The sequence below is a fragment of the Sulfurisphaera sp. genome, assembly GCF_059755235.1.
Genome location: NZ_DBPRYF010000039.1, coordinates 1 through 12,459 on the forward strand (window position 1 = coordinate 1; position 12,459 = coordinate 12,459).

Sequence of the window (12,459 nt, forward strand, 5' to 3'; positions counted from 1 at the left end):
TGCAATATCTTCGTACTACTTGAACAGAAGTGTGGATATACCAGATTCTGCTATAGCCGAAATTTCTGGGTGTCATAAATGTGGATTATGCGATGGTGTATGTCCAGCTAAGATTCCAATATCCTCATTACTAGTAAAACTGAACAGTATTGTAGCAAAGAAGATCCCAGAAGAGCCTCCGGTAGAAATACCATTAACACAAGATCCTGAAGTTGCCGACGTAGTAGATGATAATAGTGATATAACTTTATGGGCCGGCAAATATCTTATTGATAATCCTACAGTTGCAATTACAGCCTTAAAACTTTTGAAAATGTTGGGATTAAAAGTGAAACTAGTTGGCACTTCATATGATAGCGGTTTTATGAGTTATATAAGCGGTGGAGAAAGATTACAACAAAAGATTCAAAAGAATGAAGAAGTACTGAATAATTCACTAGAAGTACTTACTATAGCACCAGAAGATTATAAAGTTCTATCAGAGGTTTATAAAGAATATTCTAATATGTTAGGTTTGAAGACTACATATGAAGTATTACCTCTTGATATAAGAATCTTAAAATCTATGCAGATTGATGGAAAAGGAGAAGAGATCTATTTACATGTTGCTTGTTTCTCTTCACCTTACGCTAATGATGTCACAAAAAGACTTATTGATATGGGATTCAGAGTTAGAAAAGTTGAAGGATGTTCTGGGGCTGTATTGGAAAAGAATATTGGAAAAAGAGCTGATATGATGGCTAGAGCTTTAGGCTCTAAGTATCCTATGTTGATTACACTCTGTCCTCTAGCTGCTGCCAAATTTAGAGAAAGTGGTGTGAATGCAAAGACATTAATAGAGTTCATTGCAGAAAAGGTGAATGTTAAAGTACCCTCCCAGATTTCTTCTACAAAAGTTGAGCTATCACCCGATGAAAGGAACTCTTTACAAGCTATTGTTCTTAATTCGATAGTAAACGCCTTAACAAAAAGAGTAAGCCTCATAGTAGACACAGTAACATTTACTTCCAGTGGCATTGATGAATACAAGAAGATCATTGAACCATTAGTAAAGGAAGCGATAGAAGAAGCTTCTAACTCAATAAGTTCTTATGTATCCTCTATGGTTGAGCAGAGGAAAAAGAATATCTCCTCCAATGAAGAACTAGTGTCTTATCTTAGTGCACTAACAAAGGAACTAAATGCCATCGTTTCTTCATTACAATTAGATCCTATAATCGATGGAATCGTATTACAAGTTAAGAAACAAACAAGTGAAGAGTTTGATACAGACGTACTTAGAAATTCACTGATAGTATTAATAAGAAGTAATGACCAGATATTAAGAGAAAAAAGCATCAAGGTAAACGTTGCTTTTTAAATATGCTGTTCAGTTATATCTATCCTACAGAGTTATAGTATTGAAAAATTCAAAGGATAAATTTAAACATCTCTTTTTTCTCTAAAAAACTATATCTTCAGCTCCTTTCATAAAACCCCACTCATTTCGTCTGAATGCTTTTATAAATTTTTATGTAAACATTAGAGCGTGGCTAAGATTTACTTAGGACCAGCAGGTATTCCTCATTCTGCTAAAAAAAGAAATACAATAGAAGGGATAAAGACTGTAAAAGATTTAGGGTTAAACGCAATGGAAGTTGAATTTGTGCAAGGGGTTAGAATGAGTCAAGAAAGTGCTGAAGAAGCTGGAAAAGTCGCTAAAGAACTTGGGGTTAGACTTTCTGTTCATGCTCCGTATTTTATAAATCTCTGTGCCGAAGAGGAGGAAAAAGTTAAGGCGTCAAAACAAAGGATTTTAGATACAGCTGATAGAGCAGAGAGAATGGGAGCTGATGCAATAGCGATACATGTTGCATTTTACGGTAAAAGAAAACCAGAAGAATGCTACGAAATGGTGAAATCTGGATTAGGAGAAGTAGTAGATACTGCATTGTCTATGGGCATAAAGAACGTAAAATTTGGGGTGGAGACAATGGCTAAAGAAACTGCGTTTGGAACAATAGATGAAGTTATATCAATCGCTAAAGAAGTAAAACACGTTATTCCTTATATTGACTGGGCTCATACTTTTGCCAGACAAGGTGGGCAGATAGACTATGGTGAAATTATAGACAGGCTTACAAAGGAGCTAAATTTAACTCATATCAATTCTCATTTTGAGTCTTTAGTATTTCGAAAAGGTAAGTATGTGGATGAACATTTACCAATAGAGAATAACGCACCTCCATTTGAACCATTAGCAAAAGAAATTCTAAAGAGGGATATATCGATTACCCTTGTATGTGAAAGCCCAGAATTAGAGAGAGATGCTTTGAAGATGAAAAAAATCTTAGAAGATCTGGGGTATAAGTTTTGAGTTTAATGGTCTTATCTGATTTTGACAGGACATTATCTCATGAAAAGGATAATTTTGTAATTAGAGAGGATGTAGCAGAGATAGTAAATGAGTTTTCAAAGAAATATTTTTTCTTTGTTGTAACCGGTAGAGAAAAAAGATTTATAGATATATTAGCTAAGGGACTTAATCCAACTGGATGGATTATTGAAAATGGAGGAATAATTTTGCTTGGTGACAGAAAAATAAAACTGGCAGACGAAGAGTGGTTCTCTATTAGGGAAGAAGTATTGCGTGTTCTAAGGAGAGAAGGTATAAAATATTCAATCGGTGAAGTTATAGTTTATCTGGATTCTGTTCTAGATAAAAAGAATGTATTAGATGATAAGATAAGCGAAATGGCTAAAATAGAATGGAATAGAAGTGATGCAATGATAATGCCAAAAAATGTGAGTAAAGGTAATGCAGTACGTCACTTAAAGACGATTCTAAACTTTAGAGGTAAAACTATAGGCATAGGAGATAGCCAAAATGACATCTCTCTTTTTGAAGTGGTTGATATTAAAGTTGCAGTAGCTAACGCTTTGCCTGAAATAAAAAAGATCAGTGACTTAGTTTTAGATAAAGAAGATGGAGATGGTGTTAAAGAATTTCTAAAAAATATTATTGAGAATAAGATTAATTTTTAGAAAAAAGATATATATCTACAAGGAATTCGTGAATTTTCTTTTTATGCCAAGGATAATATGTCTTCATTTTATACTTTTGCGTAAGTACTTCGGTTTTAAAACCTTTACTTTTACTTAGCTTAAATATTATACTTCTACTTCTTTCATTAGATTTATGTATGCTGTATATTACATTTGCAATTTCGAAAGCCTTAGAAAGAAACTCTAAGTCCGCCCCTTTATTTACTACCCCAAATGGAGGATTTTGAATTACAGTATCAGCCTTTAGCTCCAAGTATCTTACGTCCGAATTTAATATATCTGCTTGTAAAGACTCTTTTTCAAAAAACTCTTTTGCTATTTTTAACGCTTCATAGTCAATATCAACGCATATACAATAGCCCCCTAAAAGGGAAATGCCAGAACATAATTTGCCCGTTCCACATCCTAAATCTATCACTTTCTTATCTTTAATGTCACCTCTTAGATAGGCAGTCCAAATTAACTCTGACGCAAGATAGGAAGGCGTTATATATTGTTCCAAATCGTATTTTGGATTAGGGTGAGGAGGAACTTTTTCTAAAAATATTTCTAGGTATTTTTTATTAACTTTAAAGCTTGAAATAAATTATTCACCTTCTCTGCTTTTATGTCATCATAGAAGTTTAATCTATCTAAAAGTAGGGGTTTTATGCCAGCCCTTAACGCACCAATGTAATCGATTTCATAAACATCACCTATATGATATTTCGGCATACCATATTTTTCAATTGCTATTCTAAATATTCTTGGGTGTGGTTTCATTATTCCCAAATCGCAAGAAGCAATAATATCATCTAAGTATTTATCTAATCCTAAATCGCTAACTATTTTGTAAACACTTCTAGTAGCATTTGTTATCATTATTATCTTATAACCATCTTTCTTTAGTTCCTTAAGAAAAGGTTCTGAGTCTTCAAATAAATCCCATTTATTAGAAAGTAGCTGAATCTTTTCAATCTCTTTCATCAAACATTCTTTAGGTGTTATACCAAGTTCACAAAGCAAATCCTTATAGTTAAGTACACTTAGACCTCCAAGTAATGGATCTGGAAAATGGTCTTTGCTAAGCTGTTTATAGACAGTTCTGAACACTAGTTTCTCTGAAATTTTATACTCTCTCTTCAAAAGGAACTGATATATTGGCTCATGAAACTTGGGAGTGAAGCTGACTAAAGTTTCTCCCATATCAACAAATACTACTTTGCTCATTTCCTATCCCTTATTAAGAATTTTGGCGGTTCTATGTTTTCGCTTTTGCATCTAGGACATTTGCTTGGTTTTTTTGGCGTATCTAATTTGAAAATGTATTTACAGTCTCTGCAATACGGTAAGAAAACTAAAAGTTCATAGTCTTTGTGCTTAGAAGATTTTGCAATATGATATAAATGATCGTAGACTTCTTTTTCTTTCTCAATCCCAAGAGCTTCTTTAATCTCTTTCGCTGTCAAGGGATTTTCAGAATATTTTAGTAAAAGAACTATTCTCTCTCTTAGAGTCAAGAATTCGTAGTCAGTTTCCATCTCATTTAGTATTTGTTATTCCCCAATATATTTCTTCTACTTTAGATAATATATTGTCAGCAGTTATACCTCTATGTATAGAATAGATCGAAGCACCCCCAGCACCAACACCTTCTTTTACATACCCCTTTTCGTATACTCTTAAACCCTCAAACCTAGATTTACCGAAATCCAACCAAGCAGCTAAGACTGGTATACCTACTTGTTTAGCTAAGGATAGTATGTCAGCGCTATTATCATTGATAATCCACTTAGTTGTCCCGATAGCAACATCTTTAAGTTTATCTTTATTAAATTCTTTAATTATTGCAGCAGCCGCAGTCATCTGAGTTCCTCCTGCTAATAGGATCTTCCCTTTAAAACCTAAAGTAATTCCAGATACTCCTAACAGCATAGGGTCTGATAATTTTGCAAGTTTAGTCATTAAGTCAGTAGGCAAATCTTTTAATGCTTCTAATACAACTTTCCGTTTAAGGTCTTTAGGATTTTCTGGTGATGCCGAACTTACTTTATCTAAGGCATCATAGCCTAACCCAGCTAATACTGCCATTGCTGTTGTAGTTCCTGCAGGGATAGACTCTCCGATAATTATGAAGTCAAAAGAATTTGATAATTCCTCACCGAGCGTTACACCATTATATATTATTTTTTCAGCTATTTCTTTTCTCAAACTTCCTTTTCTTATATCCTTGCCCGGTTCTCCACCTAGATCTATATATGGCAAATTAGGTTTGACTCTACTACCTGCATTGATAACAAACTTTGGAATTTTAACAAGTTCAAGTGAGGCTCTACTTATTATTGCAGGTGTAGGTATCCCATTAGGTGTTACTGGGACGGTGTTTATTACTGTGCATTTTCCTTTTATCAAAAATTCTGCATCTGCAGCAGGTGTAAAATGGGTTAGTTCTGGTGTTGCCCCAGCTACTGTTATTCCGGGGATTAAACTTACATCAGTTGTAGCTATTACAAGTAAAAACGCAGAGTTTGTTTTGCTTGGAATTTCAAAATTTCCGTTAAAAGTCTTTATCATATTAAGCTAACTTTTTGACTACATTATTTTAACATTATTTGTGTTCTGGGATAATTATAAGATAGTAGAATTAGGTACAAGAGTCAGCTTAGACGATTTTATGAAAGATGAACAGCTTAAAACTAGAGTGAAAAAGGGGATTATAGACCTTTATTCAGATACAATGAACGAAGTTAAGAGAGTTATAGGTAAGGGCGATGAAGATGCTATATGGGAATTAGCTAAAAAGGGAATCATTAGCTCCAATCTAATTCAAGAGCTATTAGATGTCATATCAATTATTAAGAACCTTGATAAATTAGATGATGCAATAGTATATTCCATGTTAGTTAGAATAATGGAAAACCTTGAACAATTATACATAGCTGTAACTAAGAGTCAAAAATAAATAACTAGTTTAACTATTACTGATTTTCTTAATTTCATCGATAGTTCTGATAATTTCTTCTTCAGTGTTGTAGAAATGGGTTGATATCCTTATTCCAATACCTCTTGGAGATACAATAATTTTTCTTTTTAGTAATTCATTAACAACTGTTTTTGGGTCTTTCACTTTAACAATCACTATTCCAGCTTTCTTATCTTCAGGGGTAATTACGTCAAATCCTTTTTCTTTTGCGTATCTAATTGTAAAACTAGATAGTTCGCTTACGCGAAAGCTTATTTCTTCCATGTTTTGACTTAATATTTCACAAGCTTTAGCTAAAGCTAAATTAGCTCCTACGTCTATAGTCCCGATTTCAAATCTTCTCGGGCCTTTCTCTAACTCAAAGTTTTCAGCATTAAATTCTAGGTAAGTAGAAGATGATTTCCAGCCATAAAAAGGCGGGTCTTCTAATAATCCTTCTTTAACATACATAAAACCAGATCCTTGTGGGCTCATTAGCCATTTATATCCACCAGCTACTGCAAAGTCTATATCTGAGTCTTTAACATCGATTTTTGTCGCACCAGCACTTTGTATCATATCAATCAAAGTATATGCTCCCACAGATTTTGCTTCTTTTGATATTCTTTTCAAATCAACCTTCACTCCAGTGTTAAAACTAACATGGCTTATTGCTATCAGTCTAGTTTTACTCGTGACTGCAGAAAGTATATCATCCTCAAAACTCTCTATTTTAGGTTTAACAAGCTTGACATTAACTCCCTTCTTTGTTAGCTTAAAAAAGGGAAATGTAACTGTAGGAAATTCTAGGTTATCACTAATTACTTCATCTCCTTCTTTCAGATCTATACCATGAGCTACAACATTTATTCCAAAACTGGTGTTAGGTATAAAAGAGATCTCATTTGGTGAGGCATTTATTAATCTGGCTACTTTTTCTCTCATATGAAAGAAATCATCGTTTTCCTCTTGGTTTACTGGGATAGTACCAAATCTACTGATGTCAAGCAAATATCTTAAGCTTTCGTACAGTACTGGTAAGGGTGTTGGAGAAATAGCTGCGTGATTTAAATATGCATATTCATTTGTTATTGGAACTTGTTGCCTAAAAGTTTCATGAAATCTCATTTTTTATCTCCTTCACAACTTCTGGATCCTCAAGTATTGAGGAATCTACTTCTTTTCCTAGTAATATGTCTCTTAAAATTCTTCGCACAGTCTTCCCGCTTCTAGATTTAGGTAGTCTTTCCACTATGTAAACATTATCAATAATGTAAATAGGTCCTAAAGTTTCAACAACTTTCCTCTTTACAATTTCTTTATCAACTTTACCAACTACAAATATTACAAGCTTTTCTCCTCTGATTTCATCTGGTATTCCAACCACTGCTACGTCTTTTACCCCTTCTATGCTAGAAACTACACTTTCTACTTCTCCGCTAGTTATTCTATGACCCGCAACTTTTATCATATCATCTGATCTTCCGACAATTTTTATATAAGATCCATCGATTACTGCAAGATCTCCAGTATCATGGTAGCCGAATTTAGCAAAATAATCTAGAAACTTTTTGTCATTATTTAAAATCCCTATAAATTGGGTTGGAAAAGGGGATTTAGCTATTAAATACCCTGGAGACCCTCTTACGCTTTTCCCTTCGTCATCTACAGTATCTAGGACTACTCCCGGAAAGGGAACTCCTGCATATCCTATCTTAGCCTCTATGCCTTCAAGAGCATAAGGAATGCCAACCACATATCCTAATTCGCTTTGACCATATACATCAGTTACCTTATCAGCCATTTTAAGTGCATATTCCCAGCTTTTTTCGTCAAATATTTCTCCTGCTGTAGCAATGTATTCTACCCTAGGCAATTTTAAGTCATACTTCATGAGAAGTCTGATTAAGGTTGGAGAAGTAAAAAGCACTTTTGGTTGTTCTTGCTCAATTATTTTTATTAATCTATCTCTTGGATAATCTGGGGCTCCCTCCATAAAAACGAATGTAGAACCATGAAGTAATGTTCCATACATAATCCTTGAAAATGTTATCCAACCTACATCAGTCGTGGTTAGGACTTTATCACCGGGTTTTAAGCCAAAAAGTAGATCGAATACTGTATAGTCTCCCACCATCCAGGCTCCATGAGGCAAAACTACTCCCTTAGGTTTTCCGGTAGTCCCTGAAGTATACATCACTTTTAGTGGTTCATTTGATTCTACTTCTACTGCTCTTATTTCTTCACCATCTAACAGTTTTTCAATCTCCTCCTCTTCCTTATCTCTATTAAAATTCAGGTTTCCCTCTATGAGTAAAGGTACATCTTTTCCTCTTCTAAAAGTCTTGTTACTTGTTATAATAAAGTCTGGTGCAAAATCTTCAAGCCTACTCCTAACTGCCTCAATTCCTAATCCCGCAAAAATGAGTGTATAAATTGCTCCTATTCGTGCAGAACCTAGAATGGAAGCTAAGGTTAAAATTGAGTTAGGGGAATATATTGCAACTCTTTTACCTTTACTCACTTTATTCTCTATCAAGATCCTTGAAATCGAGCTGCTTAATTTTTTAAGTTCCTCAAAAGTCACCTCAATTCGTTTTCCGTTTTCTCCATACCATACTAATGACTTACCCTTATGTATATCGGTTGCATTATATGATATGTTAGTTTTTCCTTCAATAAACCATTTTGCTACATATTTTTCCTTTTTTATTACTTCTTTCCAAGGTGAAAACCAAGTTAGTTTTTTACTGTAATTTTCCCAATAGTTTTCTGGTTTTTCTAAAGAATATTGATATAATGTATAATAATCCATTATGACTCTACTACTATCCTAGGCATTTCCCATTTATTATATTTAAATACTTCGTAGGGTATACTGAAACCATGGGCAAAGGCGAGATCTTTTACTGCGACTATTATATCTTGATCCCTTAATTCTCTAGTTAGTCTATCTAGGTTTTCTTTATTAACATGATATTCTGAAATGTAACTCCCATCATCTAGTTTTACTGACCATAATAGATAAGGAGAAGATAAAATATAGTTCCCACGACTAGTTACTAGATAATTAGTATCACCTAAGGTATAGATAAACCCTCTCAAATATTGCCTTATGTGGTTAAAGTGAAGACTTAATAAGAAAGGTGAAAAGGGGTTGGATTGGATGGTTACTAATAAATCAACATCTTGTCTATGTAGATCTATTAATGAACTATGAGGATAGGAGACAAATATAATTTTATTGTCGCAAATCCATGCCTTATTATTAAAATCAAAACAGCTTTCATCATTGATATATCTATAATATTTATCTATGTATTTTATCTCACATTCAGCATTAATCATTTTAGATAGTTTTTCTATTTCTTCTTTGTATTCTTTGTACTTTTCCTTGCTAGAATAAAATACTAATAGAAATTTGTTCTCTTCTAAATCTCCTCTGAACATTGAAGTAAGTGGCCCCATTATTTTTTTGGCTGTTTCATATTTTATACTACTTTTTTTACACCAAATAATAGCTTTATTTAATCCTATCCTTTCAGTTTCCAATATGGGATATATTCTTAAGCCATCTTCTATGAAAAGGCTCTCATAAAGTTTAGCTATCGTGTTTGAAGGTAAGTTTAACATCTTGAATATTGAGGTAAAATTTCCACCAATTCTTTTAACAATGTTAAGTATAAGATATTTTAAATGATTATTATTCATATGTTGTCATATTCTTAATAAACCATATTTTAGCTTTGCGACAAAAAATCTACAACAAATTATTAATTTTCTAATATCTAATATAGGAATTTATTATTTTTCAACTTCTTCAATTATTTCATTACCACAATATGGGCAATAGGAATAAAATTTGGTGAAAACCCTTCCGCAAGCCTTACATTTATAAACATATTTTTTCTTATTTTTTATAGATATTTTTAGTTTAACCGATTTATATTCAATACCTAGGTTTAGAAGTAAGTTCTGTAACATTAAATCGTCAGTAAAAACAATACTAGGCCTTAATTCATACGCCAATGAAGCTACACTAATGTCGGTTAAAGAAAGTTTCAAAGCAGAAATTTTTTCTCTTATCTCGTTTATTTTTTTGTAACTTTGTTCACTAGGCTCCATTATATATACTTTTCGTGCATTAATTGCTAAATCAAGTAATTCTCTTGATTTTTTATCTTTAACTTCAGAGATAACAAGCTTCGTGGTATAAACTCTATTATAATAATTCTCCAAGCCTGCAAGAAAAGCTGAAGTGTCAAAAATGATATTATGAGAAGAGTCCATCAAATTCTATTAAACCAAAGAACCTTAATATTTTTGCTTTCTTTTGAGAGACTTTTATTTGTAGCTCCTCATCTTCTTTGCTTATTAGGTTGCCTACTACTTCCCCATCGCTTATAACTCTAACATTTTGAACTCTTCCCTTATCCTCTAATTTAATCTTAATTACCTCATTCTGTGGTAGTATTATAGATCTGATATTTGGCATTATCGGGTTCATAAAAGTCAATTCAATTCCGTTAATTTCTTTGTGCAATAAAACTCTTGTAGCTGAATAACTCCATGCCCAGCTCCCTTGCGGAGTTGCCACCATTACCCCATCGCCTTCAAAAACTATTTTTCTTTCTTTTATGGTAACGCTTCCATAAACCGTTTCTGGATTATTAAAAAGTATTGCTATCTCGTTAAATGCAATAGTATTTATGTTCTTGCTTTTACCTTCTAGCATTATATATTCTTCCGTCATATACTTATTTTCACGTAAGAGCTCTAATGCTTCTCTTACATTTTCTGGTCTTACATCTAATAAAGCAGATCTTCTGCCAAATTTTACCCCAATAATTGGCAAACCTTCTTTTACAGCCCTAAGTAATGTACCATCTCCTCCTATTACAATAATTACATCAGCGTCTTTCTCAGTAACTGTAAAGCCCAATTTTTGAGCAATTTCCTTAACATAATTTCCAAACTCTATTGTGTCCGAAGAATTTTTAGTAAATACTTTTAATCGCATTAATTCTTTCTCCTCTATTCCGTTAAAATAGTTAGAGATAGAGTAAATATTTTACTCTCATTTATCAGTTCAATCTCACCTATATGGTCTAACAATCTAATTTTGTAAACTTTCTGTTTTATTCCATTATATTTTATTGTTAACCAAGGATTAACACCAGATACTAGTATAGTAGCTTTCCCATTCAGTTTTATATTAATTTTTTCATTAGGTTTTAGTATTATTGTTTTTTGTGTTGCGTTTTCTCCTATATATTCTATTCCAGCTCGTATAAGTTTTCTATAATACATAAACCACATATTTATCAAAATAATAAATCCTGCAAAATAAATTGTAATGATAAATGGTATGAGGCTCATTTTTTGCTCGATATAAACATATGTATTAAGGTTTAAATAGTATAAGCAAAATGACATTATTGGGGAATTTGTTTTGACAGAATACGACATGGTGGTAATAGGAGGAGGTCCAGTAGGACTTTATGCAACATTCTATGCAGGATTAAGAGATATGAAAGCTTTACTAATAGATGCGCAAGACGAACTAGGTGGACAGCTAGTAACATTGTATCCAGAAAAAATGGTTTATGATGTAGGTGGTTTTCCCGGTATCTTAGCGTACGAATTAGCTCAACATTTAGTAGAACAAGCAAAACTCTTCTCCCCAGATATTAGGCTTAAGGAGTGGGCAGATACGATAGAAAGGACTCCAGATAATATGTGGATAGTAAAGACAGATAAAGGTGGTTCATTTAAGACTAAAACAATTCTAGTGGCTGCTGGAATTGGCAGAATGACTCCATCAAGATTGGGAGCAAAAGGTGAGGTAGAATACGAAAATAAAGGTGTCTATTATACAGTAAGAAGGAAGAAAGATTTCGAGGGTAAAAGGGTCTTGATTGTAGGTGGAGGAGACGCTGCGGTAGACTGGGCATTAACTCTTGCTCCCGTAGCAAAGTCTGTTACATTAATTCACAGAAGAGATCAATTTAGAGCACATGAAAGAAGTGTTAAACAGATGTATCAAGTAGCGACAGTTTATACGTGGCATGAGTTAAAAGAAGTAAAGGGAGATGGTAATAGGGTTACACAAGCTATTATATTTGATAATAGGACTAAGGACGAAAAAGTACTCGATGTAGATGCAGTAATAATAAGTATAGGTTTCAAGGGTGATTTAGGTAACATGCCAAAATGGGGAATGAATATGAAAGGGAGAGACATAATAGTGAATCCAAAAATGGAGACTAACCTACCAGGTGTGTATGCAGCTGGTGATATTGTAACACAAGAAGGTGCTCCAAAACTCGCACTAATAGCAGTAGGTTTTGGACAAGCTGCCGTAGCTATTAGTGTAGCTAAGAAGTATATTGATCCAAATGCATCTCTGTTTGCAGGACATAGCTCAGAGATGGATAAGTTTAAGAAATGATATGCGTAAAAATAGAGAAAGA

The 12,459-nt window shown here is 33.3% G+C and carries 15 protein-coding genes; 5 read left to right on the forward strand and 10 right to left on the reverse strand.

The window, feature by feature from the left end; genetic code table 11:
* The 3 genes from AC3OCB_RS06175 to AC3OCB_RS06185 form a co-directional block, all read left to right on the forward strand.
* Positions 1 to 1,360: (Fe-S)-binding protein (locus AC3OCB_RS06175; RefSeq protein ID WP_498341447.1), on the forward strand; the 1,360-nt coding region annotated here is incomplete at its 5' end.
* 168 nt (positions 1,361 to 1,528) lie between these two features.
* Positions 1,529 to 2,356 carry a TIM barrel protein gene (locus AC3OCB_RS06180; protein ID WP_498341449.1) on the forward strand — a complete coding sequence of 276 codons (828 nt, stop codon included), beginning with the start codon at positions 1,529 to 1,531 and terminating at the stop codon, positions 2,354 to 2,356.
* A 5-nt stretch (positions 2,357 to 2,361) separates the two neighbouring features.
* Complete coding sequence (locus tag AC3OCB_RS06185) at positions 2,362 to 3,024, forward strand: phosphoglycolate phosphatase (RefSeq protein ID WP_498341544.1); 663 nt, start codon at positions 2,362 to 2,364, stop codon at positions 3,022 to 3,024.
* Here AC3OCB_RS06185 and AC3OCB_RS06190 read toward each other — a convergent pair.
* The 4 genes from AC3OCB_RS06190 to cobT are packed head-to-tail and all read right to left on the reverse strand — an operon-like array spanning position 3,014 to position 5,598.
* Positions 3,014 to 3,547 carry an METTL5 family protein gene (locus AC3OCB_RS06190; protein ID WP_498341451.1) on the reverse strand — a complete coding sequence of 178 codons (534 nt, stop codon included), beginning with the start codon at positions 3,545 to 3,547 and terminating at the stop codon, positions 3,014 to 3,016. The two genes, AC3OCB_RS06185 and AC3OCB_RS06190, sit on opposite strands and share 11 nt — an antisense overlap.
* A gap of 47 nt (positions 3,548 to 3,594) precedes the next feature.
* Positions 3,595 to 4,254, reverse strand: coding sequence for an HAD family hydrolase (locus AC3OCB_RS06195; protein ID WP_498341453.1), 660 nt, complete (start codon positions 4,252 to 4,254; stop codon positions 3,595 to 3,597).
* The gene (locus AC3OCB_RS06200) at positions 4,251 to 4,565 is read right to left on the reverse strand and encodes a transcriptional regulator (RefSeq protein WP_498341454.1); all 315 of its coding nucleotides are present in this window, start codon (positions 4,563 to 4,565) and stop codon (positions 4,251 to 4,253) included. The genes AC3OCB_RS06195 and AC3OCB_RS06200 overlap by 4 nt, the downstream gene beginning before the upstream one ends.
* A gap of 1 nt (position 4,566) precedes the next feature.
* A complete protein-coding gene (gene cobT, locus AC3OCB_RS06205; RefSeq protein ID WP_498341456.1) occupies positions 4,567 to 5,598 on the reverse strand; it encodes a nicotinate mononucleotide-dependent phosphoribosyltransferase CobT in 1,032 nt (343 codons plus the stop codon).
* A 40-nt stretch (positions 5,599 to 5,638) separates the two neighbouring features.
* Between cobT and AC3OCB_RS06210 the strand changes: the two genes are divergently transcribed.
* Positions 5,639 to 5,986 carry a hypothetical protein gene (locus AC3OCB_RS06210; RefSeq protein ID WP_498341458.1) on the forward strand — a complete coding sequence of 116 codons (348 nt, stop codon included), beginning with the start codon at positions 5,639 to 5,641 and terminating at the stop codon, positions 5,984 to 5,986.
* A 9-nt stretch (positions 5,987 to 5,995) separates the two neighbouring features.
* Here the strand turns inward: AC3OCB_RS06210 and AC3OCB_RS06215 are convergent, their stop codons facing one another.
* The 6 genes from AC3OCB_RS06215 to AC3OCB_RS06240 form a co-directional block, all read right to left on the reverse strand.
* A complete protein-coding gene (locus AC3OCB_RS06215; RefSeq protein ID WP_498341459.1) occupies positions 5,996 to 7,114 on the reverse strand; it encodes an aminotransferase class V-fold PLP-dependent enzyme in 1,119 nt (372 codons plus the stop codon).
* Positions 7,101 to 8,801, reverse strand: a complete 1,701-nt coding sequence (locus tag AC3OCB_RS06220; protein WP_498341460.1) for an AMP-binding protein — start codon at positions 8,799 to 8,801, stop codon at positions 7,101 to 7,103. The genes AC3OCB_RS06215 and AC3OCB_RS06220 overlap by 14 nt, the downstream gene beginning before the upstream one ends.
* Entirely contained in the window at positions 8,801 to 9,697 is an 897-nt protein-coding gene (locus tag AC3OCB_RS06225; RefSeq protein WP_498341461.1) for a hypothetical protein, read from the reverse strand. The genes AC3OCB_RS06220 and AC3OCB_RS06225 overlap by 1 nt, the downstream gene beginning before the upstream one ends.
* A gap of 93 nt (positions 9,698 to 9,790) precedes the next feature.
* The gene (locus AC3OCB_RS06230; protein WP_498341462.1) at positions 9,791 to 10,276 is read right to left on the reverse strand and encodes an NOB1 family endonuclease; all 486 of its coding nucleotides are present in this window, start codon (positions 10,274 to 10,276) and stop codon (positions 9,791 to 9,793) included.
* On the reverse strand, positions 10,260 to 11,006 hold the full coding sequence (locus tag AC3OCB_RS06235; protein ID WP_498341463.1) for an NAD(+)/NADH kinase: 747 nt from the start codon (positions 11,004 to 11,006) through the stop codon (positions 10,260 to 10,262). Before AC3OCB_RS06235 ends, AC3OCB_RS06230 begins: the two co-directional genes overlap by 17 nt.
* Before the next feature lie 14 nt (positions 11,007 to 11,020).
* On the reverse strand, positions 11,021 to 11,365 hold the full coding sequence (locus tag AC3OCB_RS06240) for a hypothetical protein (RefSeq protein ID WP_498341464.1): 345 nt from the start codon (positions 11,363 to 11,365) through the stop codon (positions 11,021 to 11,023).
* 73 nt (positions 11,366 to 11,438) lie between these two features.
* Between AC3OCB_RS06240 and AC3OCB_RS06245 the strand changes: the two genes are divergently transcribed.
* Positions 11,439 to 12,437, forward strand: coding sequence for an NAD(P)/FAD-dependent oxidoreductase (locus tag AC3OCB_RS06245; RefSeq protein WP_498341465.1), 999 nt, complete (start codon positions 11,439 to 11,441; stop codon positions 12,435 to 12,437).
* Positions 12,438 to 12,459 lie beyond the last annotated feature (22 nt).